Origin of the sequence: Neorhizobium phenanthreniclasticum (assembly GCF_040066075.1) — a bacterium.
Taxonomy (GTDB): Bacteria; Pseudomonadota; Alphaproteobacteria; order Rhizobiales; family Rhizobiaceae; genus Neorhizobium; species Neorhizobium petrolearium.
The window spans coordinates 1-25,622 of sequence record NZ_JBEAAL010000003.1 but is presented as its reverse complement, the minus strand read 5'-3'; the positions used below and the strand labels follow the sequence as shown (position 1 = coordinate 25,622).

Sequence of the window (25,622 nt, the reverse complement as noted above, 5' to 3'; positions counted from 1 at the left end):
TTGAGGGCTTTAGGTTTGATAGCCTATAGGCTATAGGTTATCACCATGTTCAATGTCACGCTTCGGCGCATGGAAGTCCTGGTTGCAGTGGTCGAGGAGGGAAGCTTCGCGGCCGCCGCGGATCGTTTCGGCATCGCTCAACCTTCCGTCAGCGCGCATATCATGGCGATCGAGAAGGAAATCGGCGGCCAGGTCTTCGTGCGCCGGCGCGGCCGCAAGCCGTTGTTGACCGAGATCGGTCGAAGCGTATTGCAACATGCGCGCGAACTGCTAGCGGAAGCCGACGACCTGCGGGCCGAGGTGATAAAAATTCGCGGAGAGACAGGTCAGCAGGTGGTTTTGTCCTGCCAGCGCAGCCTCGCGAATTACGTGCTGAAGAAGGAAATCACCGATTTCGCCTTGGCTCGGCCGGATATCCAGCTCGTCCTGCGCATCGGCAAGCAGGAGGATGTCTTTTCCGAAGTACGTGACGGGTTGGCGGACGTCGGTTGTTTTCTCGGCAACGAGGATATCCGCGGCATGCACGCCGAGATCATCGGGCGGGAGAAGCTAGTGCTGATCGCCTCCCCGAACCACGCGCTCGCCCGCCGCAGTCGAATCAGGCCGCAGGATATAGCACGGTACGACTTCGTCGGCCCACCGCCATCCTCACAGTTCGGACGCGGCGTCTCGAAACTGCTTGCCAATGGCGGCGTCGCACATGTGAAGGTCGCGGCCCAGGCGACGGAATACATGTTCCTGCGCGAATTCGTGGCGGCCGGCGTCGGCATCGCCTGCTCGCTGGAAAGAAGCGTGGCGGCCGATATCGAACGCGGCCTACTCGCAAAACTTGATTTCGCCGGCGACGATCTGACCTTCGACGTGCGCCAGATCGCCTCGCTTCGCCGGCCGCTCTCCAAGCCGGCGGCAGACTTGATGGATTATCTCAGGACCAACCACAAAGCCTTCGCCTGACTATTGCGGTCGGCCGGACAGCGCCAAGCGTATACCAAAGCCGATCAGCAGCGATGCAAACATCCACTTCTGGATAGCCTGAACCAGAGGATGGCACCTCAGGAAGCGACCTAGCGCCGAGCCTGCGGAGGCCAGCATCGTATCGAAGGCAAACCCCACGAAAACCAGAACGATGCCCAGGAACAGAAACTGCGCCGCGACGTCCCCTCCCGCCGGGCGGATGAACTGCGGCAACAGCACAGAGCAGAACAGCAGCGGCTTGGGATTGAGGAAATTGGTGAGCATGCCGCGGCCGATATCGCCGCGATAGGAGGCAGGCTGCTTCCCCGCCATCATTCCCGGCTCGGGCAGGAGAGAGGCCGCCCTCAGGATATTGATCCCGAGCCACACAAGGTAGAGGCTGCCGAAGATCTTGACGATCTCGTAGGCAATCGGAGAGGTCTTCAGCAATGCCGCGAGGCCAAGCGCTGCCAACACCACATGAGCACCACGCGAGATACCGAGCCCGATAGCAGCCGCCAGGGCATGCCATCGCCCCCGCACCGTCCCGGTCTGCAGAACCAGCACCATATCCGCCCCGGGGACCAAATAGGCCACGGTCAACGTACCTAGAAAAATCCAGAGGTCGGTCATGTCGATCTCCTTTAGTCCACTGTGATTTTAGTGCCGGGAGCCGAGGCATGTCCTTGCGAAGATGACCAGAAAATGAGAGAAAATTGGCATAAGAAGCTAATTCAGAGCTCAATGTATCAAACACATGCCAAACTTGAAGCTTGACGCCATCGACAGGAAAATCCTTGCCGCCCTGCAGCGCAATGCAAGGCTGACCAATGTGGAACTTGCCGATGAGGTCGGCCTGTCACCGTCTCCCTGTCTGCGGCGGGTGAAGATTCTCGAGGAGGCGGGCGTGATTGCCGGCTATCACGCAAACCTGAGCCGCGGTGAACTGGGGCTCGGACTGACGGTCTTCGTCGGCATCAAGGTCGAGCGCCATCATGGGGCGGCACCCGATGCATTTCGCGACGCGATCCAGAATGTGTCTCAAGTGATCGCTTGTCATCTCGTGTCGGGCGAGGCGGATTTCCTGTTGCAAGTCGTGGTGCCGGATCTGGCCGCCTATGAGCAGCTTTTGATTGGCACGCTGCTCAACCTGCCGGGCGTCAGCGATATTCGCAGCAATTTCGCAATCCGTACTCTGAAGGAAATAGTCCCGTTGCCTCTCGGGCACTTGCCGCAATAACCGGGCCTACTTCTTGACCGACTGCTGGGCTTCAAAGGCATCCCGCGACTTGAACCGCAGGAATACTTCCTTGAGGCGGAGGGAGAGACGGATGATCGCCCGCCGCGCCCTTGGCTCGACGGTTCCGGCGATCCCCCAAGAGACGAGAAGCAGGACCGCAATCAGCATGAGGGCCACAGTCCAGCGGTTCTGCTCCGTGCCGAAATGCGCAAAGACGGCGTAACCGATGTTCTGGTGGAGCAGATAGAGCGGGTAGGTTAGCCCACCGAGGCCGATCGCCAGTGCTGGCGAGATACGCAGCGACGGCGCTGTCGCGCACAAGGTCATCACGCCGAGCGCCAGTGGCCCGATCGAAGCAAGGCCTAAAGTGCTCCGGTTCAGTCCGTACATTTCGACGAAATCCGGCTCGGTGAGGAACGGCGTCACGATCGCCCAGCAGGCAGCCGCAGTCAACACGAGGAGGCTCGCCATCGAGAGTTGCTTTTGCGTCTTATAAAGCGCCAATCCGAAGGCAAAGTATCCGGAATATTCGGTGATCAGCAGTTTCTGGATCGCACCGCTGCCGATTATCATCTCGTTGATGACGGAAATTGCCAGCCAAGCCAGCACGACAACGCGCCAGCCGCGGTTGAAAACACCCGTCGCGATCATCAGGAAGATCCAGCCGTAAAAGATCATCTCGTAGGCGATCGTCCAATAGGCGCCGTCGAGGAATGGCTGGCCAAACCCGCGCGAGATGATCACAGCATGCGCCAGCCACTGTCCGACGGTCGGGGGATCGATCGTCGGCACCGGCCAAATGGTAAGCACGACGGCCGTTAGGCTTGCACAGACGATGAAAGTCGGCCACAGCCGGGCGAAACGCCCCGCGGCAAAATCATAGGCAGAACGCCCCTCCGCCGACATGGTGATGACATAGCCGGAAATCGCGAAGAAGATCAGCAGACCCGTATCGAACCACATGCCGACAGGTGCCAGTTCCGGAAAGCCTAGGCCGCCGCCTTCGCCCAAAATCCCCATCCGGAAACCGTAGTGGAACGTCAGCACCATCAACGCCGAAATGAGGCGCAGGATATCCAGGTTCAGCAGCCGTGACGTCTTCGGGCTCGTCATCCGATCCTCAGTGCGCGAAGAAAATTAGCGCGGACCTTACCGCGGCTGCCTTTGGAAAAGATGAATCCATCAGTGCGAATGTGAACCTCCCGATTGTCCATATGACAAGCAACACTTTCCTTTCTGCCGCGAATATCATTTCTTATCTGTTTCATGACAGCACGATCCAATAACGAGGGAGGATTCGATGACTGTTTTTCTCTGCTCCGCTTGCGGCACGTCCTTTGGCGAGACGAATGAAGTGCCAGCAGCCTGCCCGATCTGCAATGATGAACGTCAGTACGTTCCAGCTTCCGGTCAGGCGTGGACGACCACGGAGAAACTCGCACGAACACATCGCAACGCCTGGCTCCAGCTTGAGTCTGGCCTGATGGCGATCCAGACGGTTCCGGCTTTTGCAATCAACCAACGTGCATTGCTGCTCCAGACCCCGGAGGGAAACGTGCTTTGGGATTGCATCGCGTTACTCGATGACGCCACAAAGGCGATCGTTCAAGCTCTGGGCGGCTTGAGCGCCATCGCCATTTCGCATCCGCATTATTACACGACTATGCAGGATTGGGCTGCGGCCTTCGATGCGCCAATCTATCTGCATGCCGCCGACAAGGAGTGGGTCTGCCGCCCTTCGGATTACATCCGGTTGTGGGAGGACGATGCACTTGTCCTATCCTCCGCCATAACGCTTGTCCGCGGTGGTGGGCATTTCGCCGGCGGTACGATGCTGCATTGGGCAAGCGATGATGGCCAGGGCGTGCTGTTCGCCGGCGACATCGTGCAGGTGACACCTGGAGCCGACTATGTTTCCTTCATGTGGAGCTATCCCAACATGCTGCCGCTCAGCGCCGTGGAAGTCGCCGATGTTGCCGAGCGGCTGGCACCCTGGCCGTTCGAACGCATCTATGGCGCCTTTTCGCACCAGAATGTTCGAAGAAACGGCCAGGAGATCGTCACCCGGTCGGCAGAACGCTATATCGCCCGGCTTGCAGGGCCGGGACAATGAAAAACGCGCAGACCCTGGGATCCGCGCGTTTGGGAAGGTACAAATAGTAATCGCTTACTTCAGGCCAAGCAGCTTCTTGGCATTGCCCTCATAGATCTTCTGCCGGGTGGCATCGGAGATGTTCATGTTGTCGAGAACCTTGATGGTCTCGCGGATATACATCGGGCCGCCTTCCGGGTCGAACGGCGCATCGGATGCGAACACGACACGGTCCTCTCCGAAGAATTCGATCGCGTGTTCAATGGCCTTGGTCGAGCCAAAGCTCGCCGTATCGGCGTAGAATTCCTTGAAATATTCCAAATGCGGCCGCTCCAGCGCCTTCAGCACGACCGAAAGGTCACGATCGGAAGTGCGCTTGCCCATCTGGTCCCAGCCTGCGCCGACGCGGCCTTCGAAGAAGGGCACCATTCCCCCGGCATGGTGGGTGACGACCTTCAAGCCTTTGTACTTGTCGAAGACACGCGAGAAGACGAGGCGAGCCATGGCCGCCGAGGTCTCGTATGGCCAGCCGAAGGTCCAGAAGATCTCGTATTCCGAACGGTCTTCAGTGAGATAATCCGGGAAGTTTGCGCCACGCGACGGATGCAGGAAGACCGGTTTGCCGGATTTCGCCATATATTCGAAGAAGGGCTCAAACTGCGGCAGATCGAGCGGCTTGCCGCTGTAGTTGGTGAAGATCTGTATGGCGGAGGCACCGAGATCCTCAATACAACGCCTGGTTTCCTTCATCATCCATTCTTCATTTTCCATCGGCGCCGTGGCGATGAAGGCTGGGAAGCGTTCCGGATATTTCTGGCAAAGTTCGGCCATGGAGTCGTTGCCGATCTGACCGAGGTCAAGCGCACGCTCGGCGCCGGCAAGCTTTTCGAGCGGCGGCGACGCGAGCGACAGGACTTGCTGATAATCTTCGCCAAACATGTCCATGACCTGAAAACGACGGTCGAGGTCGGTCATCATCGGCACCGCTCCGCTACGCATGGTGACGTCCGTCATGGTGCCGATATAGCCAATCAGGCGATCGAAGAACGGCTTCGGCCAGATGTGATTGAAAATATCGATCTTCTTCATGGAATGGTTCCTCCTGATTTGCTCCGTGCGGCACCGCGAGTTCGAAAAGTACAGTGCGCCGACGCTTCCAAAAAATCTGCGAGCGGAGATATGCCAACGTCACGGCCACGCTCCGTCGCGCCAAGATGCGAAGACGCTCACCAAAAGTCAATAAATTTTCTTGTAATATGAGATTATTGACTCGGAATTTTATGTCTGTGAGAAGCGAGTGCCGCGCTGATTTCACCGGCTGCAAGGCGAACTTCCAGACCGATCTCCTCTACGGCGGGACCACTGGCTTGATCCTGAGCTATCGTCACGGAAAAACTCGCGATAGGGCTTTGGCCGGCATCGAAAATTGGCGCGGCAAAACCGGTAACGCCCGGTGTCACTTCGCCATAGGCCACGGCATACCCCTTCTTGCGGACCGACTTGAGCCCGTTCAGGACGGCCTCTACGCTGTCGCCGACGCCTGCCGCCTGCCATTCGTGAAGCGTGCGCTTGATCAGCGGCACCAGATTGCGTCGCGGCAGAAATGCGATGATGGAACGACCGATCGCACCGCGACTGAGCGGCATCGGCCGGCCGCGGGGATAGCTGCTGATCGCCTCACGGCTGGAACTCAAGGAATCGACACAGAGAATCTTCTCCCCGTACCAGCGGACCAGAAGCGCGGTGCACTCATACCGTTCGGTGAGCTTCCGCAAATACGGTGCCCCCGACAGGATAAGATTATCGGATTTCCTGAGGAGATAATCCATCTCCACCACTCTCGGCCCGAGCGTGAATCCGGTATTGGGCATCGACGTGAGGAATCCACGGTCCTTCAGAATTTTCAGATAGCGATAGAGCGTCGGTCGGCTGTAGCCGAGCTCTTCCATCAGTTCTTCCGGCGTCCATTCCAGACGGTCTTCAGTGAAAACGTCAAGCACAGCCTGCAGGCGTTCGAGACTGTTGACGGCTTTTTTAATCAAGATGCTCCCGCTCTCTTTCAACGGCGCGACATCGGACGGCCGAACATAAGCGGAAATAACGATAAACGCGAAATGCGCAATGGCAAGTGGCGCTATTCGGCTGCTCTCAGCGCGGATAGACGTGCTCCTTCTGCGGCATTTGCCGTCGCCTCCCCCGCAACGACCCGGCGGATCGCCGACAAATATTCCGCTTGGAGGGCGGTCGGATGCCAGTTACAGCGCGTGGTGATCCCGATGGAAAGCGGCATCGCCGGCACTTCGTAATTCAGGAGCGTCAGGAACCCGGCCTTCAGTTCATGCCTGAGCTGATGCCGGGAGAGCAATGCCAATCGATCCGATTGCATGAGAATGCCGCGTAGCGCCGTCAGCGAACCTGTCTCTACAGTTCCTTGTTTCGGCCGTCCTTCCGGGAACGTCGCCGCCAGTGCGTCGAACGTGCTGCGGTTCGGCGTACCTTTGCGCGCCACCACCCAGGGGTACGCGGCAAGATCGTTGATTGACACGTCCGCCTTGTCCGAAAGCGGATGGCCGGCACCGGCGACAACCGCGAGCCGGAAATCGAAAAGCGGTTCTTGAACCAGTACGGGCGCTACATGGCTGCGGAGAGCGCCGATGAGGAAATCGATATGTCCCATTTCGAGGTCGCTGAGAAGCTGCTCATAGCTGCCCTCCAGGATCTCGAAACGCGCCAACGGATAGGTGGAAGCCAGTAACGCGATCGCGTCGGGTACGATCGTCGTACGCGCCATAGGTAGCGCGCCGATCGATATCAAGCCGTCGAAGTTGCCGCGCAGTTCCTGCACCTGCTCCATGGCATTGCCGAGCTCTTTCAGAGAAAGGCCGGCCCATCGGGCGACCGCATGACCGGCGCTGGTAAGCCGCGTGATCCTTCCGTCTGCCTCAAAAAGGCCTATTCCCAAAATCGCTTCCGCGTTGCGCGCCGTACGCTGAACCGCGGCTCCCGACTGCTCGAGGATGCGTGCCGCCCCAGGAAATCCACCCGCCTGGGAAAAAGCCTGCAGTGCCCTGAGATGAGAGATCGTCAACCGTGTATCGGTACTCAGACTGCGCGATCCGGAATCGATTTGGAGTTCCTTGCAGCCGGCATGAATAAGCTCCAGCGCCCGCTGGGAACGGGCCTGTACGACGCGACCTTCCGGCGTTGCCATGGCATGGCCAGGGCCACGCTCCAGAAGACGGGCGCCAAAGAGATCTTCAAGGCGGGAAATCGCTTGCGATGCAGCGGGTTGAGTGACTCCGACGATATCGGCAGCCTGCGTCAGCGAGCCGGCACGCAGGCAGGCGCAGAACAGTCGAATATGCCGCAGATTGGGATAGTTCATCCCTCGATATCCTCCCCTGCCTTACTCCTCCCGGCAGCGGATGCGAGGCGAGTTCAACACACGCCTCGCCCCAGGAAAATCACATAGCGACGTTGCGCTCGCCGGCCAGTTGTTCGTTCATCCATTCGGCGCTGGCCCGGATACCGCCGAGCGGGAAGACATGGATGGATTGAATCAGGCTTTCCGGATGAACAGCTTTGTAGTCGGCGATATTCTTCAGCAACTCGTCCGGTTCATAGGGTGTAAGCAGCTTGCTCAGATCGAGCGCGCGCTTCTGCAGGACGCTGAGGGACGGACCGACACCGCAGGCGATCGCAAATTTGATGAGCGTCTGCAGCTTGGTTGGTCCGGCGATGCCGAGATGGATCGGCAACGTGATGCCAGCAGCAGCAATGCGTTCGGCCCAGGCAATGACCGGCTTGGCATCGAAAGCGAACTGCGTGGTGATTGCCATTTCAGCATCGGTGCGTTCTGAATAGGCCTGCTTGAACTTCAATGCCTCGTCGACGATCTTCGTGCCGCCGTCCCTGTCGATGTCCTTGTTGCCTTCCGGGTGGCCGGCAACATGCAGGCGCTTGAAGCCATATCGGTCAAAAAGGCCAGTCTCGATAAGCTGGATCGAGCTGTCGAAGTCGCCTGCCGGGGTCGAGACGCCACCTCCGAGCAGCAGTGCCTGTTCGATCCCCGCTTCGTTGTGGTAGCGTTTGATCCAATCTTCAAGGATAGCAGCGCTTGGAATAATGCGCGACGGGAAATGCGGCATCACGGGAAAGCCGTCCATGCTCAGGCGTTTTGCCGTCTGGACCATCTCCTCGATCGGCGTGCCGTCGATATGGGCGATATACACCCGTGTACCCTTTGGCAGCAGGGCTTTGAAGTCTTCGATCTTCGCCGCCGTGCGCGGCATGACCTCGATCGAATACCCCTCGATGAGCTCCCTGAAGCTGGCCGGCTCCACGAACCTCTCTTCCTGCTTTCCTTTGAATAGATTTAAAAGTGCCATCCTTGATCCTCCCCCGTCTGCTCCAAGATGAACGCCCGGCCGAAATGGACGGAGCGGCGTGCGAGAAACCCGTTCTCGCACGCCATGCAGTTAGAGGGCTTTCTTTGTGCGCCAGCTTTCGGCGTAATTTTCACGTGCTTCCTGGGCATAGGGCACAGCCGCGACGCGAACGCGGATCTCGGCCTGCTTATGGCCCTGCTCAACCGATGTCTTGGAGGTACCGCCATCCGGCTCGCCCCAGATCAACGTCAGGATGTCGTTCTCTTTGATGTCCGCATCGACGACGCCGAGCGACAGCATGGAGCGCTCGTTATAGCTATAGCCGTTGAACATGGAGAGACCGACGACCTTGCCGTCCTTCAGAACCTTGTCGAAGCTCGACGAGGCGTAGTTGGAGAGCGGGAAGTCGATCCACTTGGCGGCCTGTTCGCCGGGCTGGAAAGCCGAAGCGATGACCTTGACGACGTCGTCGGAATTCCACTCGAAAGTGACCTTGCGGCGCTGCGGCGTTTCCTTCTGCTTCTCGACGGCTGCACGGCCGACGAAGTCGTGATCGAACTTGACGTAGACGCCGTAACCCAGCTCGTAGGGGTTCAGGTAGTAGTCTTCGATATTGTCGGAGACGTAGCTGCCGCCGATCGAACCGCTGGCTTCGTAGCTCTGCGCCGACAGCCAATCGCGATAAGCCTGCAGTTCGGCGCCGGTATAGATCGCCGGAAGCGGCGACGGGATCCAGCCGGATTCCAGCGTGTTGGTGGCATAGGCGCGGCTACCGACGGGACGCAGGTCGACGCCGGCGTCTTCAGCTGCCTTGATGATGGCGGCGCGGACTTCGTCCTTCTCCGCATAAGGACCCCAGATTTCGAGACCTGGAGCGCCGGCCATGCCGTGACGCAGAGCCTGAACCTTGCGGCCGCCGACATTGATCCAGTCGACGTGGAAGAACTTGATATCCGGGATCGGGCCGCCGTTCATCTTCTCGAAGACCTTCGGCGCATCCGGACCCTGGATCTGGAAACGGTAATGGATGCGGGTAACCAGCTTGCCATCCGGACGCGACGGGGAGCGCGGGTCGTGGGTGAGCTTGACGTTATACTTGCCGAGCGAAGCGTTGTAGAGCAGCCAGTTCGCGGTCGGAGCACGGCCGACGAGGACGAACTTCTCCTCGGTTTCGCGGAAGATGATCATGTCGCCGATGACATGACCGGCCGGCGTGACCGGAACATAGTGCTTGGCGCGATTGGTGCCAAAATTGGCGAAGCTGTTGATCGACAGGCTTTCGAGGAATTTGGCGGCATCCGGACCTTCGACGACCAATTCATCCATGTGATGCGACTGGTCAAAGAGAACGGCGCCTTCACGCCATGCAGCCTGTTCGGAACGCCAGTTGGAAAACTCCGGAGCGACAACCGGGTATACATAGATGCCGGTCTTGGAGTTGCGCAGGTGCTCTACAGTGTTGCCGGCATCCTTCAAAACTTGAGTAAGATTGGCTTGGGTCACGGAATTCCTCCCTGTGGTTTGAAGTCTGATGTATACATGACGACATCAACGCACAAATGCAAGTGGGAATATTCGGCAGGCTGACAGTCGCCCTCGGATTGGTAAACCGAAGGCTTCCGTTCAGTGGAAAACTCGTGACGAACCGGTCAGGAATTGAGGAGGACGAGGCCCGGAACCGTCAGCATCAATTCCGGATCCTCGAAGACGGCATATTCGAGGTTCTTGCGGGCAATGCGCGCATGTTCGCGAGCGATGAATTCCGCCCGCGCACCTTCCCGGCCAGCAATCGCCGACACCAGCGAACGATGCTGGTCCTGCGCGATGTGAAGGGATTGACGGAAGGCGACTACATGTGCCCGGCCGGAGAGAAACGCCGAAGGCGAAGCGAAGGGAAGCCGCGTGGCACGGTCGACTTCGCGCTGGATCACCGTGCTTCCGGAAAGTTCAACGAGGCCTGCATGAAATTTGGCATTCGCCTCGGAATAAGCTTCCAGATCCACCTCATCCAATGCTTGGCCGAAACATTCCTCAAGCCGCGCCAGAAGGTCCCGAAGCTGGTCCAATCCGGCTTGAGAAACACCGCGCTCGGCAGCGAGCCGCGCCGCGGTTCCTTCCAATACGCCACGCAGTTCGATCGCGTCGACCGCGTCTGCATAAGTGAAGCTTCGCACCACGAAACCGCCATTCGCCAGACGGTCAAGCAGTCCCTCTTCAGCAAGGCGCGACATCACCTCGCGTACCGGTGTACGGGAAATCTGCAGCGTTTCGGCCAGCGACACCTCGAAAAGTCGGGTGCCGCCGGGATAATCGCCGCTCAGGATCTTCTTGCGCAGCTCCATCAGCGCGCGCATCGTGTGGGTCGTTCTCGAGGTCTCTTCCAAATCCGCACCTTTGTCCGGACAGGGCGCGCAACTTCCGCCTGCCGATCACAAATCTTAGCCACATCTGATGGATTGGCCAAGCCTCATGTATACAGGGGTTCAGGCTGTGGATGACGGACGGTATTTCAAGCGGAAAAGATCAGCGCGTATACAAGGAACGCACTGAAGAGACGAGCTTATTTGCCTTGCCGCCGAGCTGAAAGAACCCGCGCAACGGTGTCCCTGAGATCGGCCGCCGGCTTCACGCCGCTTGCCGCCATCTCGTCCTGAACGGCGGCGATCTCGCGGGCAAGACCGCCGTTCAGCCCCAGCGCGTCGAGCGTTACGCCGCTTTCGCGCATCTCCGCAGCCCGGCGGCGACCGTGGCGGGTGGTGCGCTCAAACTGGTAATCCGGGAATTTAGACCAGTCGAGCCCCGGAAAGCTGCCGGAAAGCGAAGCCAGGATTTCCTCGAAACAGCCCGACGCCTCTGCCGCCAGCAGCGCCTCGACGGTAATCGCTTCCAGGCCCTTTACGAATACCGAGCGCACCATCTTGATGGCCGTCGCAGAGCCCACGGCTTCTCCGGCGACATCGGCGCTGAAGCCCAAATCACGCAAGCGCTCCAGAAGCCCGGCAGCACTCTTGCCGGCAATCAGAACGGGGGTCGCATGGCCCTTCGGATGGACTGGCGCCATCACGGCCATGTCGAGATAGTCGGCGCCCGTTTCGTTGATCAGCGCGGCAGTCTCGCGCTTGCGGCCGGGGGAGACCGAGTTGATGTCGATCAAGAGGGCGCCCTGGCCGGGATGCGGCGCGATGGACTGGGCAGCCTTGAGGCTCTGGTCGGCGGTGACCGCACTGAAGATCCATTCGGTATCGGCAAGACCGGCAGGCGACGCTTCCGGCCGGACACCACGGGTCGTCATTGCCGCCTGCATTTCGCTCGCTTTGTCGGCATTGTCGAGCAGGAGGTCATAGGCACGGAACTCACCGTCTCCGAGCTTCGGCGCCAGGCTGTCGTGAAAAGCGCGTGCCGCTTCGCCAAAACCCAGAAATGCGATCCTCATATCTGTGTCCTATCTTCAGTCGCCGAAAACCGTACCGTCGAAAAGCTTGCGCGCGGTGCGCAGCACCGCTGCACGATAGACTTCGCCGTCCTTCATGGTGGCGATGACGCTCATCTCGCCGGTCGGATGCTCGATCGACAGCAGCTTTTCGTCACCTTGAGGAATAACGGCCAGTTCCGAAGCCGGGCCCTCCGGCAGAAGACAGGCCGTCGCAACGCTGACCGCGCCGAGCACGCCGATCGCATCGTGGCAGGTGTGCGGAATGAAGGTGCGCGTCGAGATCGCCCCGCCCGCTGTCGGCGCCGAGACCATCGTCATCTTCGGAACGGATTTCTTAGTGACGTCCCCGAGGTTCATCATCGGCCCAGCCTTCAGGCGGATCGCTTCCAGCTTCGCCCGCAATTCCTGGTTTGCTTCGAGATCCTTGGGGCTTTCCGTGCCCGTAATGCCGAGCACATCGCCGCGCATGACGACGCAGGGCATGCCGTTGTCGATCAGCGTGCAGGCAACGCCATCGATTACATCGACCGCATTTCCGGTCGGCAGCAGCGCGCCGCAGGAGGAGCCGGCCGTATCCGCAAACACGATCGGCACCGGCGCGGACGTGCCCGGCACGCCGTCGATCCGGGCGTCGCCCTTGTAGGTCACCTGGCCACCGGGCGTTTCGATCGTCGCGATGGCGATCTGCCCGGTGTTTTCCATGAAGATCGAGACTTCGGTCTTGTCGCCCTTGACCGGCACCAGCTCGCGTTCGATGGCGAAAGGCCCGACGCCGGCGAGAATATTGCCGCAGTTCTGCGCGTCGGTGACGATCGGCTGATCGACGAAGACCTGCAGGAAGAGATAGTCGACATCGACCCCTTCCCGCTCGGATTTCCGGACCACCGCCACCTTCGACGTCAGCGGATGGGCGCCGCCCATGCCATCGATCTGGCGGGGATCGGGCGAACCCATGACCCGCAGCAGGAAGTCGTCGCGATCGGCCGGCAGGTCCGAGGCGAGGAAATATCCGCCCTTGGAGGTGCCGCCACGCATCCACATGCAGCGGACGCCGGTTTCAGTGTCAGTCATTCTCCAACCTCCTCTTCTCCCCTGTCGGAAAAGGAGAAGCAACTTTCGCTGCCGCGTATGGCGGAAAAGGTTTCAACCTTCTCCGCCGTCATCCTCGGGCTTGACCCGAGGATGACGGCCGATGTCAGTAGATCCTCGGGACAAGCCCGAGGATGACGCAAAAACGCACGCTTAAATGTACTTCAAGCCCTTTTCGGCGAGCTTGCCGCGCATGTTATAGATATCGAGGCCGAGTTCGCCAGCCGCGAGCCGCTTGCGCTTGTCTTCTTCGGCGGCGACCCGGGTTTCCGCCTTCTTGGCAACCGCTTCGGCTTCCTCGCGGGCAACCACGCAGACGCCGTCGTCATCGGCAACGATCACGTCGCCCGGCCGCACATAGGCGCCGGCGCAGACAACCGGGATGTTGACCGAACCGAGCGTCTCCTTGACGGTACCCTGGGCATAGACCGCCTTCGACCAGACTGGGAACTTCATGGCGGTGAGATCGACCACGTCACGGACGCCCGCATCGATGATCAGGCCCTTGCAGCCGCGCGCCTGGGCGGACGTTGCGAGGAGATCACCGAAATAACCATCCTCGCAGGGGCTCGTCGGGGCGAGCAGCAGGATATCGCCCGGCTTGATCTGCTCAATCGCCACATGCAGCATCCAGTTGTCGCCGGGAGGCGCAGAGATCGTGATGGCACTCGCCGCAAGACGCGCGCCCGGATAGATCGGCCGCATATAGCTGGCGAGCAGGCCCTTTCGGCCCTGCGCTTCATGCACTGTAGCGACGCCGCAACCGGCCAGCCGGTCGATGACCGACTGATCCGCACGCTCGATGTTCTGGACGACGACCGACATCAGAGTTCATCCACAGTACGCGGGAAGACCGACTGAAAGCCTTCGGCATGGGTCGACTTGCGCCCGCCGGACTGGCCGCCTGAATTGCGCATGAAATGGTTGCCCCGGTTCTCGGCGACATTCTTGTAATAATGCCACAGGTGCTCCTGGCCTTCCATGCACTGGATAGCCGCCCACTTTTTCTCCCAGACGGGCGAAATGTCGAGGAAGACGTCCGGCTTCCACTCCATCTGTTCGGTCTGGTGCGGCTCGAAAAGATAGAGTTGCGGCGCGCCAAGAATTTTCTCGCCCGGATTATGGCCCCAGGCCTGGGCGATCATGCGCGCGTCGAGCGCCACCTGCGTCGCATACATGTGGTCGGTGTTGTAGGGATCCCATCTGGAATGGGAGAGCATGAATTCCGGCTGAACCTTGCGGATCACTTCGACTAGCTTGAACTTGGCTTCCTGATCCACGACGAGCGGATAATCACCAAGATCGAAAAACTGGATATCGGTAACCTCGAGCGCCTTCGCGGCGTTTTCCGCTTCCTTGCGGCGCTCGGTCTTCACCTTTTCCAGCGTCATGCCCGGGTTCTTCCAGAGTTTGGCGCTTTCACCGCGTTCGCCATAGGAAAGGCAAACGACGGTGACTTCATAACCCTTCTCCTCGTGAAGGGCGATCGCACCGCCGCACCGCCAGACGAAATCGGCCGAATGGGCGCTGATGACCAATGCTGTCTTTGCCATGGAAATGCCTCTTGCTCTTACTTTTGGGAGACTGGCGGGGTGCCGTGCGTATGGAAGGTCTCGATCGTCTTCATGCCCCACGCCTGTCCCTTCTTGCGGTCAGCCTCGGTCCAGACGACGGGCTTCCAGTCCGGACGCAGGATAAGCCGCGCACCGGCATTGGCGAGTTCGACTCGGTTGCCAGCCGGCTCCCAGACATAAAGGAAAAATGTGCCCTGAATCGCATGCTTGTGCGGGCCGGATTCGATATGCACGCCGTTTTCCAGGAAGATATCTGCGGCGCGCAGGATGTCCTCGCGCTGGTCGCAGGCATATGTGACATGGTGGAAACGGCCATGAGCACCAGTGTGGTCCTCGGAGCAGGCGAGGTCATAGGTCTTGTTGTTGATGGTGAACCAGCAGCCGCCGATACGGCCGTTGTCGAGCTGGATCATTTCAGTGACGCGGCTGCCGAGAGCCTTGGTCATGAACTCGCGGACCAGGCTTACATCGGCGGCGAGCAAGTTGACGTGGTCAAGGCGGCGCGGGCATGCGCCGCGGCCGTGGTAGCGCTGGGCAATGTTCTTGAGCGCCGGCTTTTCTTCCGGCGGCGCGACATATTCCTTGGTGTCGTAATAAAGCTCGAAGAGATGGCCGTCCGGACTCTTGAACTGATAGGCCCGACCATGGCCGAGGTCGCCATCGATCCAGCCGACGCCGCAACCCATTTCGTCGATTACCTTGACGCGTCGCTCCAGCGCTTCCGCAGAAGAAGTACGATAGGCGATATGGCCGACGCCGGTCGTATGATGCTTGGTGAGCTTCAGCGTGTGGAATTCATAGTCGTCATAAGCGCGAAGATAGACACTGTTTCCCTCACGGCCGCTTTCGGTAAGTCCGTAGACCCGGACGAAGAAATCGAGCGTTTCGTCAAACCGGTCTGAATAAAGTTCTACATGGCCCAGATGGGCGACATCATAACAGGGTTCGGTCATGGCTTTTCCTAGGTGGTCGTTCACCAGCGCCCGGTGGAGAGGCGTATTCTCCTCCAAAATCGCAGCCGCGTCCTCCACCTCGACGCGGCCCGGCACCCGAGGCGCCACGGCTTTGTGAAGACATAGAAGCAGATCGGCGACCTGACGAATAGGTTCTACTGCCGCGGCATAAGTTTTGGTTGAGATGGGAAAAGCGGTTGGCGCCGGAGAAGATGGGAACGAACACGCGCCAGGGGAAAGGCGCGGCGAAAGGACCGCCGCGCCAGAAAGATCAGGTACCGAGACCCGGCACGAAGGCCTGCGCCTCACCCCAGACCTCGATCCCGCCGCGCCAGATCATCTCAAGTGCAACGTAGAGAATGACGGCAAGACCGACATACGCGATCCAGCGATACTTGTTGAGCAGGCGCGCGATGAAACTCGCGGCAACCCCCATCAGCGCGATGGACAGAATCAGACCAAAGATGAGAACCTCGGGATGTTCGTGAGCGGCACCAGCAACCGCAAGCACGTTATCGAGCGACATGGAAACGTCGGCAATAACGATCTGCCATGCGGCTTGGGCGAAAGTCTTGCGCGGAGCGCCTCCGGCAATCGTTCCGTCCTTGTTGAAATCGGTCTCTTCAAGCGCCTCGCTCGCTTCTTCCTCTTGGTGGTGAGGCGTGCGCAGTTCGCGCCACATCTTCCAGCAAACCCAGAGAAGAAGGATACCGCCGGCCAGCAATAGTCCTACGATCTGCAGGAGTTGCGTGGTTGCGAGCGCGAAGCCTATGCGCAGAACGGTCGCTGCGATGATGCCGACTAGGATCGCCTTCGTTCTCTGTTCTTTCGGAAGGCCGGCGGCGGCAAGGCCGATGACGATCGCGTTGTCGCCGGCAAGCACGAGGTCGATCATGATAACTTGCAGGAGGGCGGACAACGCCTCCGGCGTGAAAAATTCCATCATTTGGCACCCAATCTCTTAAAAGCGCGGGCGTGCCTATGTCGTGAAGACAATTCGACGGGGTGCATACGGCTGGCATTCCTGCCTGCCGTAGAATTCGCCACCGCTTCTGTCGGATGACCTCCACGAACACCAGGCACCTAAGTTGGACAATTCCAGTCCGACATCACAGCTCAGATATGAACTGCCAGAGGGGCCCGGTCCTGGTGGCGTGAGATTTAGCGGGACAACTGCAAAAACTCAAGTGGTGAGTTTGCGAGCCAAGTTCCGCTCCCCGAAAATCGGTCGATGGCCCATTGTCACATCTTCAGCGGACAAAAGAACAGCCGCGGCCGATTTATCGACCGCGGCTTGAGATGAGAAATTGACATCGGATACGAGTTTCGCAGTTTCGTGTTACACATGTAATATTGGCGACACAAAACCCTGTCATGGACCCGATACCCCGGGCGTTCTTCCAGTTCCACTTCCCGACATCTCTTCTGTTTGATGGAGTTTTCATGTCTCCCCCTCCCGTGATCGGCGCCGCCATGACGCTCGACGAACTCGAAATCCATCGCAACTGGCTCTTTGACAAGCAGCGCGATCTCGAGCTCCAGGACTTCACTACCGCGGACGTCCTGAACGGCGATTGGGCGGCACTCGCCGAGCGCGCCAGGAAGCTGCTCAACGGCTACCAGGGCCGCCTTGGCATCCACGGTCCGTTCTGGGGCTTCACCATCGCTTCACAGGATCCGGATATCCGTGCTGTCGTCGCCAAACGCATGAGGCAGGGCCTCGATGTCTGCGCTGCCATCGGCGCGACCCAGATGGTTTCCCATAGCCCCTATTCCACTTGGTCCTACAACAATCTTGACAACAACAAGGGCGAGCGCGACCGGGTGCTCGAATACGTGCATCTCACTATGCGCGATGCCGTCAAGCAGGCGGAAGACATAGGTGTTGTGATCGTTCTCGAAAACATCGAGGATATTGACCAGCACGCCCGCGTTGCGCTCGCTGATAGTTTCAACTCCCCGGCCGTCGCCGTTTCGATCGATACCGGCCATGCCCATTATGCCCACGGCTCCACAGGCGCGCCACCGGTTGATTATTACGTGAAGGCCGCCGGCGATCGCTTGCACCACGTCCACCTGCAGGATGCTGATGGTTATGCCGACCGCCATTGGGCGCTCGGCGAAGGCAATATCCTCTGGCGTTCTGTCTTCGCCGCGCTTGCCGATCTCACCAACAATCCGCGCCTGATCGTTGAGATCAAGGACAAGTCGAAGATACCTGCTTCGGTGGAGTATCTCGCCTTGCTGGGTCTCGGTCAGTGATCTGCTGACTGAATGAGCATGATCCCGGCGATACCGCCGGGATTATTCCGAACACATATCTCGCAGCAGCACTTGCGTCGCGAGAATATCGCCCACCATCATTTCCCGGGCGAGCACGCCGTTTCGCTCGCGCAATGCCGCGACGATTTGGAAATGATAGGAGGAGAAGGGATGAACGACACCCTTGTCGAATTCCCTTTCCACATAGTTGGTCAGCATCCGCATATAGGGGCCAAAACGCAGCCACAACATTTCAATATGTTGCGGCAGCACCTCCGAGCCCGACATTTCGTAAATGCTGAAATGGAAGGCTTGGTTTTTGCGCAACATACCGTAGACGTCACCGGCCTTGCCGGTCTCCTCATGTTCCCGGGCAAGCGCTTCCAACCGATCCATGTCCTCGTTGGTCACACGCGCCGCCGCGAGTTCAGTCGCCAATCCCTCAAGCGCGATTCGCGCTTGGCACAGATCGTCAAGTCGTTGACGTGAAACGGCCGGCACTCGCGCCGAGCCATTGTGACCGATCTCCAGCCCGTTCTCCGCGGCAAGCCGCCGAAGCGCCTCGCGCACAGGCATGTGGCTGGTGCCGAACTCGGTTGCCAGCGAAGAGATGGTAATGGCCTGGGAAGGAGCAAACGAACCCCACATCAGCGCACGGCGCAACTGTTCGTAGACCGTGTCCTGAACCGTCACCCGCGACGTCACCTTCGAAAGCCCGGTATCCGCCATTTTTACCCTCTGCTATCCGTCGAATCACAACCAGGCCTCGCATAAGAGGCCTTGCTCTTCAAGCCTAATTGCCCGTGTGCGCAAGCTTCTTCTCGAAGCGATTCTCTCCTTGATCAAATGCTGTCGGCACAATAAAACACCTAGGATTTGATCAAATGCTCATGTGTCGGCGACGAAGATAACTCGAGGAGAGGTTTTTGTCACCTTCCGCCTTCCTCCAATCCGATACCCGGGAGAATTCCATGGATACGCGCGTTTCAGCCGGCGACAACATCGCCAAGGCTTTTCCAGTCGACAAGATTCGAGCCAAGTTTCCGGCACTACAGAAATACCGGGACTTCATCTTCTTCGAAAATGCCGGCGGCGCCCAGGTACCCCAGGCGGTAGTCGATGCGGTCGCGAATCATCTCGTGGATTGTAACGTGCAGCGCATGGCGCCCTATCTGCACAGTCAGGGCGTCGATCAAACGGTTGCAAACGCCCGTATCAGCGTCGGCATTCTTGTGAACGCCTACCGACCGGAGGAGATTTCATTCGGCCTCAATGCCACATCCTTCATCCGGCTCGTCAGCCTCGGCATCGCCAAGATGCTGCAGGAGCGTAACGAGATCATCGTCACCGACATGGACCATGACGCCGACATCGCCACCTGGCTGGCGCTCGAAGCCGAGGGCGCCAAGATCGTCTGGTGGAAAATGCGCGATGACGGCATGCTGCACACCGATGATCTGAACCCGCTTTTGAACGACAGGACACGCCTCGTTGCCTGCACGGTCACAGCCCATTCGATCGGCACCATCGTCGATGTCGCAACCGTCGGCAAGCTTGCCCATGCGGCCGGGGCTGAGGTCTTCCTCGACTGTGTGCATTACGGCCCACATGGATTGATCGACGTGCAGGCCTGGGATTGCGACTATCTTGTCTGCTCCGGCTACAAGAACTTCTCCCCTCATATGGGGTTCCTCTGGGGCCGCTACGACGCGCTCGTCAAACTGCCGACGTTCAAGGAGGATTTCATCCCGAACGTGCCCCCTTACAAGATCGAGGTCGGCACTTTCACCTATGAAAACGTCGCCGGCATGGACGCCGCCGTTCGTTATCTCGAAGAGATCGGCCACGAATTCTTGGGCGCAGGTCAACATTCCCGCCGTGATGCAATCGCAGCCGCCATGGGCGCAATCCGAGCTTACGAACAGACATTGTCAAAAAAGATGCTCGCGGTTCTCAAGAAGCATGGTGCTGCGATTTATGGGATTTCCGATGAAAGTCAGATCGAGAAGCGCGTCCCAACCATCTGCTTCAACATTCCGGGGCTAACGCCGCAATACATCGCCGCAGAACTGGGTAAAAACAATATCGGCAGCCGCGATGGTCACATGTTTGCGCCACGCCTGATGAAACGGCTTGGCTTGGCCATGGAGACAGGCTGCATGCGCGTTTCCATGGTCCACTACAACAAGGTGGAAGAGATCGACCGCTTCGACAAGGTGCTTGGCGAGATTATCGCCAACACGAACTAAAATCGTGAGGTCCGGCAGAAGCGCTTCCGCCGGACCTCTTTCATTTGATGTGATGGTAGCGCCGGCGGAAATAAATGAGCGCTTCTTCGTCATCCGCGCCATGCGCGATACCAACGACTCGGCAGAACAGAACGTGATGCGTCCCGCTTTCGATGGCGCTCTCCACCTCGCAGTCGAAAGATACGATTGCATCCGTCAGCCGCGGTGAACCGGTGGTGCTCATTATCCAATCGCCGACAGCAAATCGGTCTTCCTGCGGCGTCGATCCACCGAACAGTTTCGACATTGCTTCGTGACCGGACGCCAGCGTATTGACGCAAAGCACCCGATTCCTCTCGAACATGCCGGCCACCGAACTCGACCGATTAAGGCAGACGAGGAGCGTCGGCGGCCTATCTGTTACGCTGCAGACGGCAGACGCTGTGAAACCTGCGAGGCCACCCGGCCCATCGGTTGTCACTATATTGACTGCTGCGGCCAACCGCGACATCCCATCGCGGAAGGCAAGCCGCGTTGCCTCGACCTCATCATGAATGGAATTGATCGTCATTCGACTCGCAGCCCCGCTTGCCTGAGCAATGGCATCACTCGATCACAGAAAAAGGGTAGTTCATAGGTATAGTTCACGAATGACAGGGCGATGCCTGAATAACCCTGCTCGGAAATTGCAATCATGTCCTCGGCGATCTTCTCCGGCGTGCCTATCAACGGATAACCGCCGGCACCGCCGGCAAACCGCTTGCGGTAGCGGTCGTAGGCATCCTTGTCATGCGACTGAGAGAATTCCTTCTTGCCGGCCATATGCGCATCGACCGCCTCGTGGTCGGCAAGTGTCACAGCGTAGCGTTCGTAATAGTCTTCCGCCTCCTGTTGGCTCTCACGGCAGACGACGTGGCAGACCGTGTAGGCGCCAACGTCCCGTCCGAGCTTGTCCGCTCGCCTTCTGATGTCCTCCACATGTTTTCCGGCCTCGGAAATCTCCGTGAAGGTTGTAAAGAGATAGTCACAATTCTTGGCCGCGAAATCCCGGCCCGGCCCGCCGAAGGCCGCATTCATGGTGACCGGCCGAGGCGCCTGAAGACTAGCAGGACGACTGACGACATCCTTCAGCTGATAATAAGTGCCATCATAATCGAAGGGTGCATCGGAGACATAAGCACGCTCCATGATCTGCAGCCATTCGTCTGCCTGGTCATAGCCCTTTTCCACCAGCGGCACACCGAACATACCGAATTCCTTCGGATTCCAGCCGCAGACGATGTTGAGCCCGGCGCGACCGCTGCTGATATGGTCGACGGTCGCGAGCGCCTTTGCTGCATAAAGCGGATGCACGAGCGGCACATGCACAGTCATGAAGAGGCCGATCCGCTCCGTAACGGAGGCAAGTCCTGCCGCCCAGGTGAACGTTTCGAAGGACCATTCCCGCACCCTGTTCTTGCCACCGAAACCCTTCCAGCGGGCGATCGGCAAGAAGAAGTCGAGCCCGCCGCGATCGGCAATCTGAATTGCATTGAGATTGTCCTCCCAGCGGGCCTGCCATCGCTCCGGCACGTCAGTGATTGCCAGGCCACCATCCGCATTGGCGGAAAACACGCCGAGTTTCAGTTTGCTGGGACCTTTCAGCGGATGCTGCTTGATCATGCTGTTCCTCTCCTGGTGTTTCTTCTTCGGCCGGGGCGTGTTTCCGCGGCTTCCTGCAACTGGCGCCGGCGAACGGAGAGATAGGCCTCCTCCGCCGCGAACATGAAAAGCGTCATGCGGTCCTGGACCATCAGGGGGTCACGGGCGAGAAAAGCCGAATAGATCCGGGAAAGGCCGTCGATATATCGCTCAGCCGTCGCGGGATCGGTGAATGTACCGAGCCGCACCGACTGGAAATAATCCATGAAACGGGAGATGGTTGCCGCCATATGCGGGTTCGACACTGCCTTCAGCCAGGCATTGCGAAATTCCACATTCGCCGCCAGCAATCCCGAGATATCGTTGCTGTTGAGCATCTGTTCTACTCGGTTCATCGCTGCGGTGAGTTCTTCCTCGATATCCGATGTCATGTCGCGGGCCGCACTCGCGGCTGCCCGAGGCTCGAGCTGGCGCCGCACCTCGAATAGCCCGGAAATATCTTCGAGCGACAATTCCCTGACGGCGAAGCCACGCGTGGTGCCGATCAAATAGCCCTCCGCCACCAGGCGTAGCAGCGCCTCGCGGGCCGGCATGCGGGAAATCCCATTTGTCGCGGCGATCTCCGTGTCAACCAATCTAACGGATGGGGAAATCGCGCTCCTCTGCAGCTTCGACCGCAGGTCGCAATAAACCGTATCCACCAGATTGTCGCTCGGTTTCACCATCGAAATCTCCGTGTTTATTCGTATACGGTTTATTTCAAGTTTCAAAGGATTATTGTTACAATGGCTCATCCATCAATTGATTTCGCCATATTCCGTATACTGATCTACCCACCGCAGCCGGGTGAATTTAGTCTTCACCATTTCCGTTATTCGGCTTGCAGCTTCAATAATTTTAGGCTTAAACTTTCCTTTGCCCACCAAGAGGCCCTGCACCGCCAGCCCATAAAGAGAATAAATTTCCAGAGGATTGTCATGAGCGATTTCCGCAAGAAGTGCATCAGCTATGAACGGGTGGTCGGAACCTTTGCCGCCATTCCCCATCCCGTCGCGATCGAAGTAACCGCCGCGACCGGGCTCGACTTCCTGTGCATCGATGCCGAACACTCGCAGATCGACCGCGAACTGATCGAAAATCTCGTGCGGGCTTCTGATGCTCATCACATACCGGCGCTGGTCCGGGTTCCGAGCCACGCATCGGAATGGATCGCCTCGGCGCTCGATGCCGGTGCTGCGGGCGTGCTGGTTCCACGCGTTTCGACCTCCGCTCAGGCCAAAGCCGCCGTGATGGCGACCCGCTACCCGCCTATCGGCGAACGTGGGGTCGGCCCTGGCCGCGCTTCCGCCTATGGCTACCGCATTCCCGATTACCTGAAGGCCGCCAACGAGAGCCTCGTGCTGGCGATACAGATCGAGACGGCGGAAGGCCTTGCGAATGTCGAGGAAATCGCTGCAGTCGAAGGCGTCGATATAATCTTCATCGGCCCTGGGGACCTCTCCGTCTCGATCGACGCGATGGGTCCGGCAGGCGCGGAAAAGCTTAACGCAGCGATCACCACCATCACCAACGCCGCCCGCGAGGCCGGCAAGGCGGTCGGTATCTTTCGCCCTTCAGCCGATGATGTCGGCAAATGGGCGGAAGCCGGCATTTCCTTCTTCATGCTCGCCAGCGACACGATGTTTCTCGGTGCAAGCCTTGCTGCCGGTGTCGCTGCCGCCCGCAACGCATGAGGTCTGGCCATGAAGATCATCAAGACAGATGGCATGCTCGCCGTCGAACCGGAACAACTCGCCTATCTCGAAGGTCTCGGCGCCGAGTTCATCGAAAAGACCCTGCTGACCGAGGAGGCATTGATCGCCGAGGCGAAGGACGCCGAGGCGCTGATGGTGCTGCGTGAGCCGATCACCGCCCGCGTTTTATCGGAGCTCAAGAACCTCAAGGTTATCGGTCGTTTCGGCGTCGGCCTGGATTCGATCGATGTCGAGGCAGCCACACAAGCTGGCGTCCAGGTCACCTACGTGCCGGATTCCAATATCGATGAGGTTAGCACCCATGCGCTGGCGCTGATCCTGTCACTAGCCCGGAAGCTCAAAGTCTATGACAGCGCCGTGCGCCAGGGCCGCTGGCTCGCGATGGACGACGGCGCCGGCATTACGAGACCGAGCGAGCAGATACTTGGTCTCATCGGCTTCGGACAGATCGGTCGCCTGACAGCAGCAAAGGCAAGGGCTTTTGGCTATGAAATCATCGCCTACGATCCATATATCTCGGCCGAACGAATTTCGGCCACCGGCGCCCGACCGGTTTCCCTGGATGAACTATTCGCTCAAGCCGATTTCATCTCGTTGCACATTCCGGCAACGCCCGAGACCCGCAAGATCATCTCGGCCGAAGCACTTAATAAGATGAAGAAGGGCGCATATGTGATCAATGTCTCGCGTGGCGGGCTCGTAGACGAAGCGGCTCTTGCGGAGGCAATTCAGAGCGGCCACATTGCCGGCGCTGGCATAGACACGTTCGAAAAGGAGCCCCCCGCACCGGACAACCCACTGCTCGCACTGGATCAGGTAATCGTCTCACCCCACGCGGCCCATTACTCGACGCAGAGCTACACCGAAGTCCGCAGCAAGGTATTTGCGGATGTCGCAGCCGTGTTGAGGGGCGAAAAGCCGAGATACCCGGTCAATTTCAAGGAATAAGACATGAAGGCCATCCAATACAGCGAGCACGGCCCAGCCGATGTGATGCACTATATCGACCTTCCGGATCCGGTCGCCGCGCCTGGTCAGATCCTCGTGAAGATCGAAGCCGCCAGCGTCACACCCTTCGATTGGAAGCTTCGTACCGGGTATCTGCAGAATCATTTCACCCTGCCCATGCCGAGCGTGCCTGGCCGTGATGCCGGCGGAACTGTGATCGCCGCCGGTGATGGCGTCACCGAATTCAAGGTTGGCGATCGAGTTGCCGTCATGGCCGGCGTCTTCACCCAGGGTGGTTATGCGGAAATGATCGCCGCCGATGAAAAACATGCCGTCGCAATCCCGGACAAGCTCTCGACCGTCGAAGCCGTGGCGCTGACCAATGCTGGCCTCAGTGCCTGGATCGCGCTGCGTACCGCGGAGGTCAAATCCGCCGACAAGGTGCTCGTTCACGCCGGCGCCGGTGCGGTGGGTGGCCTGCTTGTCCAGCTCTGCCGCCATCTTGGTGCGGACGTCACCGCGACTTGCCGATCAACCAATCGAGACTACGTACTGGGCCTCGGTGCAAACCGCATCGTTGCCTATGACCTGGAAGATTTTTCCGAGGCTCTGAAAGATCAGGATCTCGTCTTCGACCTTATGGGCGGTGAAGTCCATGACAAGTCCTACAAGGTCCTGAAGAAGGGTGGTCACCTCGTCTGGCTGGTCGCCGATCCGATCAAGGATCGCAGCGCCGAATTCGGCGTCACTGTCACCCGCGCTATGGTGAGCGATGACAAGTCCGTGCTGCAGTCGGTGATGGATCTCGCCGGCGCCAGCGTGCTGAAGCCCCAAGTCGCGCGCACCATGCCGCTTTCTGAGGCCGCCGAAGCCCATCGGCTGATGGAAAAAAGCGCCATTTCCCGTGGACGCCTGATGCTGACGATGTGATCCCCTAGTGTGACGTCTCAGAGATTATGACGGGTTGTTCTATGCCCAGAATTGGCAGGTCTTGCGGGGGGACGAGCAGTTGGATGCTGCGCGCGACACCTGGTTGCTTTTGGATCAATCCGATTTTCTCAAGTGT

At 59.0% G+C, this 25,622-nt stretch carries 26 protein-coding genes; 8 read left to right on the top strand and 18 right to left on the bottom strand.

Annotation, left to right across the window (positions count from 1 at the left end; all coding sequences use genetic code 11):
* The first annotated feature begins 45 nt into the window (after positions 1-45).
* Positions 46-954 (top strand): LysR family transcriptional regulator, encoded by a 909-nt coding sequence (locus tag ABK249_RS06330; RefSeq protein ID WP_348862460.1) that lies wholly within the window; start codon positions 46-48, stop codon positions 952-954.
* Here the strand turns inward: ABK249_RS06330 and ABK249_RS06325 are convergent, their stop codons facing one another.
* The gene (locus ABK249_RS06325) at positions 955-1,587 is read right to left on the bottom strand and encodes a LysE family translocator (RefSeq protein ID WP_227704451.1); all 633 of its coding nucleotides are present in this window, start codon (positions 1,585-1,587) and stop codon (positions 955-957) included.
* A gap of 124 nt (positions 1,588-1,711) precedes the next feature.
* On the opposite strand from ABK249_RS06325, the gene ABK249_RS06320 reads away from it, so the two are divergent.
* On the top strand, positions 1,712-2,194 hold the full coding sequence (locus ABK249_RS06320; RefSeq protein ID WP_227704452.1) for an Lrp/AsnC family transcriptional regulator: 483 nt from the start codon (positions 1,712-1,714) through the stop codon (positions 2,192-2,194).
* Between the two features lie 6 nt (positions 2,195-2,200).
* Here ABK249_RS06320 and ABK249_RS06315 read toward each other — a convergent pair whose 3' ends face one another.
* Positions 2,201-3,307, bottom strand: a complete 1,107-nt coding sequence (locus tag ABK249_RS06315) for an acyltransferase family protein (protein ID WP_227704453.1) — start codon at positions 3,305-3,307, stop codon at positions 2,201-2,203.
* 187 nt (positions 3,308-3,494) lie between these two features.
* Between ABK249_RS06315 and ABK249_RS06310 the strand changes: the two genes are divergently transcribed.
* Entirely contained in the window at positions 3,495-4,307 is an 813-nt protein-coding gene (locus ABK249_RS06310) for an MBL fold metallo-hydrolase (protein ID WP_227704455.1), read from the top strand.
* A gap of 54 nt (positions 4,308-4,361) precedes the next feature.
* Here ABK249_RS06310 and ABK249_RS06305 read toward each other — a convergent pair whose 3' ends face one another.
* From ABK249_RS06305 to ABK249_RS06250, 12 genes are all read right to left on the bottom strand, one after another.
* Complete coding sequence (locus ABK249_RS06305) at positions 4,362-5,375, bottom strand: amidohydrolase family protein (RefSeq protein ID WP_227704456.1); 1,014 nt, start codon at positions 5,373-5,375, stop codon at positions 4,362-4,364.
* 173 nt (positions 5,376-5,548) lie between these two features.
* Positions 5,549-6,328 (bottom strand): IclR family transcriptional regulator, encoded by a 780-nt coding sequence (locus ABK249_RS06300; RefSeq protein ID WP_227704457.1) that lies wholly within the window; start codon positions 6,326-6,328, stop codon positions 5,549-5,551.
* A gap of 92 nt (positions 6,329-6,420) precedes the next feature.
* Complete coding sequence (locus ABK249_RS06295; RefSeq protein WP_227704458.1) at positions 6,421-7,671, bottom strand: LysR substrate-binding domain-containing protein; 1,251 nt, start codon at positions 7,669-7,671, stop codon at positions 6,421-6,423.
* A gap of 79 nt (positions 7,672-7,750) precedes the next feature.
* The gene (locus tag ABK249_RS06290; RefSeq protein WP_348862459.1) at positions 7,751-8,674 is read right to left on the bottom strand and encodes a methylenetetrahydrofolate reductase; all 924 of its coding nucleotides are present in this window, start codon (positions 8,672-8,674) and stop codon (positions 7,751-7,753) included.
* A gap of 90 nt (positions 8,675-8,764) precedes the next feature.
* Complete coding sequence (ligM, locus tag ABK249_RS06285) at positions 8,765-10,177, bottom strand: vanillate/3-O-methylgallate O-demethylase (RefSeq protein WP_227704460.1); 1,413 nt, start codon at positions 10,175-10,177, stop codon at positions 8,765-8,767.
* A gap of 146 nt (positions 10,178-10,323) precedes the next feature.
* Positions 10,324-11,058 carry a GntR family transcriptional regulator gene (locus tag ABK249_RS06280; RefSeq protein WP_407721752.1) on the bottom strand — a complete coding sequence of 245 codons (735 nt, stop codon included), beginning with the start codon at positions 11,056-11,058 and terminating at the stop codon, positions 10,324-10,326.
* Positions 11,059-11,234: 176 nt separating this feature from the next.
* Positions 11,235-12,107 carry an NAD(P)-dependent oxidoreductase gene (locus tag ABK249_RS06275; protein WP_348862458.1) on the bottom strand — a complete coding sequence of 291 codons (873 nt, stop codon included), beginning with the start codon at positions 12,105-12,107 and terminating at the stop codon, positions 11,235-11,237.
* A gap of 15 nt (positions 12,108-12,122) precedes the next feature.
* On the bottom strand, positions 12,123-13,178 hold the full coding sequence (locus ABK249_RS06270; RefSeq protein WP_227704462.1) for a 4-oxalomesaconate tautomerase: 1,056 nt from the start codon (positions 13,176-13,178) through the stop codon (positions 12,123-12,125).
* A gap of 171 nt (positions 13,179-13,349) precedes the next feature.
* Positions 13,350-14,021, bottom strand: a complete 672-nt coding sequence (locus ABK249_RS06265) for a 4-carboxy-4-hydroxy-2-oxoadipate aldolase/oxaloacetate decarboxylase (RefSeq protein ID WP_227704463.1) — start codon at positions 14,019-14,021, stop codon at positions 13,350-13,352.
* Complete coding sequence (locus ABK249_RS06260; RefSeq protein ID WP_037156479.1) at positions 14,021-14,749, bottom strand: PIG-L deacetylase family protein; 729 nt, start codon at positions 14,747-14,749, stop codon at positions 14,021-14,023. Before ABK249_RS06260 ends, ABK249_RS06265 begins: the two co-directional genes overlap by 1 nt.
* A 17-nt stretch (positions 14,750-14,766) precedes the next feature.
* Positions 14,767-15,723: a VOC family protein gene (locus tag ABK249_RS06255; RefSeq protein WP_227704465.1), complete on the bottom strand. Its 957-nt coding sequence runs from the start codon at positions 15,721-15,723 to the stop codon at positions 14,767-14,769.
* A 271-nt stretch (positions 15,724-15,994) separates the two neighbouring features.
* Positions 15,995-16,669, bottom strand: coding sequence for a TerC family protein (locus ABK249_RS06250; RefSeq protein WP_227704466.1), 675 nt, complete (start codon positions 16,667-16,669; stop codon positions 15,995-15,997).
* Positions 16,670-17,166: 497 nt separating this feature from the next.
* Here ABK249_RS06250 and ABK249_RS06245 point away from each other — a divergent pair, with 497 nt between their 5' ends.
* Positions 17,167-17,985, top strand: a complete 819-nt coding sequence (locus tag ABK249_RS06245; protein WP_227704467.1) for a sugar phosphate isomerase/epimerase family protein — start codon at positions 17,167-17,169, stop codon at positions 17,983-17,985.
* 42 nt (positions 17,986-18,027) lie between these two features.
* Here ABK249_RS06245 and ABK249_RS06240 read toward each other — a convergent pair whose 3' ends face one another.
* Entirely contained in the window at positions 18,028-18,714 is a 687-nt protein-coding gene (locus tag ABK249_RS06240) for a GntR family transcriptional regulator (RefSeq protein ID WP_227704468.1), read from the bottom strand.
* A gap of 242 nt (positions 18,715-18,956) precedes the next feature.
* Between ABK249_RS06240 and ABK249_RS06235 the strand changes: the two genes are divergently transcribed.
* Positions 18,957-20,234: a cysteine desulfurase-like protein gene (locus ABK249_RS06235; RefSeq protein WP_348862457.1), complete on the top strand. Its 1,278-nt coding sequence runs from the start codon at positions 18,957-18,959 to the stop codon at positions 20,232-20,234.
* A 40-nt stretch (positions 20,235-20,274) separates the two neighbouring features.
* Here the strand turns inward: ABK249_RS06235 and ABK249_RS06230 are convergent, their stop codons facing one another.
* From ABK249_RS06230 to ABK249_RS06220, 3 genes are read right to left on the bottom strand one after another with little or no spacing between them, the layout of a single operon-like run.
* Positions 20,275-20,784, bottom strand: a complete 510-nt coding sequence (locus ABK249_RS06230; RefSeq protein WP_052183081.1) for a flavin reductase — start codon at positions 20,782-20,784, stop codon at positions 20,275-20,277.
* A complete protein-coding gene (locus ABK249_RS06225) occupies positions 20,781-21,875 on the bottom strand; it encodes an LLM class flavin-dependent oxidoreductase (RefSeq protein WP_037156467.1) in 1,095 nt (364 codons plus the stop codon). Before ABK249_RS06225 ends, ABK249_RS06230 begins: the two co-directional genes overlap by 4 nt.
* Positions 21,872-22,579: a GntR family transcriptional regulator gene (locus tag ABK249_RS06220; protein WP_052183080.1), complete on the bottom strand. Its 708-nt coding sequence runs from the start codon at positions 22,577-22,579 to the stop codon at positions 21,872-21,874. The genes ABK249_RS06225 and ABK249_RS06220 overlap by 4 nt, the downstream gene beginning before the upstream one ends.
* A gap of 252 nt (positions 22,580-22,831) precedes the next feature.
* Between ABK249_RS06220 and ABK249_RS06215 the strand changes: the two genes are divergently transcribed.
* From ABK249_RS06215 to ABK249_RS06205, 3 genes are read left to right on the top strand one after another with little or no spacing between them, the layout of a single operon-like run.
* A complete protein-coding gene (locus ABK249_RS06215; RefSeq protein WP_348862455.1) occupies positions 22,832-23,587 on the top strand; it encodes an HpcH/HpaI aldolase family protein in 756 nt (251 codons plus the stop codon).
* A gap of 9 nt (positions 23,588-23,596) precedes the next feature.
* Positions 23,597-24,556 (top strand): C-terminal binding protein, encoded by a 960-nt coding sequence (locus tag ABK249_RS06210; RefSeq protein WP_227704471.1) that lies wholly within the window; start codon positions 23,597-23,599, stop codon positions 24,554-24,556.
* A gap of 3 nt (positions 24,557-24,559) precedes the next feature.
* Positions 24,560-25,486: an NADP-dependent oxidoreductase gene (locus ABK249_RS06205; protein WP_348862453.1), complete on the top strand. Its 927-nt coding sequence runs from the start codon at positions 24,560-24,562 to the stop codon at positions 25,484-25,486.
* Positions 25,487-25,622: the final 136 nt, after the last annotated feature.

Bases quoted from the DNA above. Each gene is read 5' to 3' on its own strand.
- ABK249_RS06275 (WP_348862458.1), bottom strand. From the start codon at position 12,107: ATGAGGATCGCATTTCTGGGTTTTGGCGAAGCGGCACGCGCTTTTCAC.
- ABK249_RS06230 (WP_052183081.1), bottom strand. From the start codon at position 20,784: ATGACGATCAATTCCATTCATGATGAGGTCGAGGCAACGCGGCTTGCC.
- ABK249_RS06240 (WP_227704468.1), bottom strand. From the start codon at position 18,714: ATGGCGGATACCGGGCTTTCGAAGGTGACGTCGCGGGTGACGGTTCAG.
- ABK249_RS06325 (WP_227704451.1), bottom strand. From the start codon at position 1,587: ATGACCGACCTCTGGATTTTTCTAGGTACGTTGACCGTGGCCTATTTG.
- ABK249_RS06250 (WP_227704466.1), bottom strand. From the start codon at position 16,669: ATGATGGAATTTTTCACGCCGGAGGCGTTGTCCGCCCTCCTGCAAGTT.
- ABK249_RS06320 (WP_227704452.1), top strand. From the start codon at position 1,712: ATGCCAAACTTGAAGCTTGACGCCATCGACAGGAAAATCCTTGCCGCC.
- ABK249_RS06235 (WP_348862457.1), top strand. From the start codon at position 18,957: ATGGATACGCGCGTTTCAGCCGGCGACAACATCGCCAAGGCTTTTCCA.
- ABK249_RS06210 (WP_227704471.1), top strand. From the start codon at position 23,597: ATGAAGATCATCAAGACAGATGGCATGCTCGCCGTCGAACCGGAACAA.
- ABK249_RS06270 (WP_227704462.1), bottom strand. From the start codon at position 13,178: ATGACTGACACTGAAACCGGCGTCCGCTGCATGTGGATGCGTGGCGGC.
- ABK249_RS06255 (WP_227704465.1), bottom strand. From the start codon at position 15,723: ATGACCGAACCCTGTTATGATGTCGCCCATCTGGGCCATGTAGAACTT.
- ABK249_RS06205 (WP_348862453.1), top strand. From the start codon at position 24,560: ATGAAGGCCATCCAATACAGCGAGCACGGCCCAGCCGATGTGATGCAC.
- ABK249_RS06295 (WP_227704458.1), bottom strand. From the start codon at position 7,671: ATGAACTATCCCAATCTGCGGCATATTCGACTGTTCTGCGCCTGCCTG.
- ABK249_RS06290 (WP_348862459.1), bottom strand. From the start codon at position 8,674: ATGGCACTTTTAAATCTATTCAAAGGAAAGCAGGAAGAGAGGTTCGTG.
- ABK249_RS06310 (WP_227704455.1), top strand. From the start codon at position 3,495: ATGACTGTTTTTCTCTGCTCCGCTTGCGGCACGTCCTTTGGCGAGACG.
- ABK249_RS06220 (WP_052183080.1), bottom strand. From the start codon at position 22,579: ATGGTGAAACCGAGCGACAATCTGGTGGATACGGTTTATTGCGACCTG.
- ABK249_RS06245 (WP_227704467.1), top strand. From the start codon at position 17,167: ATGTCTCCCCCTCCCGTGATCGGCGCCGCCATGACGCTCGACGAACTC.
- ABK249_RS06315 (WP_227704453.1), bottom strand. From the start codon at position 3,307: ATGACGAGCCCGAAGACGTCACGGCTGCTGAACCTGGATATCCTGCGC.
- ABK249_RS06260 (WP_037156479.1), bottom strand. From the start codon at position 14,749: ATGGCAAAGACAGCATTGGTCATCAGCGCCCATTCGGCCGATTTCGTC.
- ABK249_RS06305 (WP_227704456.1), bottom strand. From the start codon at position 5,375: ATGAAGAAGATCGATATTTTCAATCACATCTGGCCGAAGCCGTTCTTC.
- ABK249_RS06225 (WP_037156467.1), bottom strand. From the start codon at position 21,875: ATGATCAAGCAGCATCCGCTGAAAGGTCCCAGCAAACTGAAACTCGGC.
- ABK249_RS06215 (WP_348862455.1), top strand. From the start codon at position 22,832: ATGAGCGATTTCCGCAAGAAGTGCATCAGCTATGAACGGGTGGTCGGA.
- ABK249_RS06265 (WP_227704463.1), bottom strand. From the start codon at position 14,021: ATGTCGGTCGTCGTCCAGAACATCGAGCGTGCGGATCAGTCGGTCATC.
- ABK249_RS06330 (WP_348862460.1), top strand. From the start codon at position 46: ATGTTCAATGTCACGCTTCGGCGCATGGAAGTCCTGGTTGCAGTGGTC.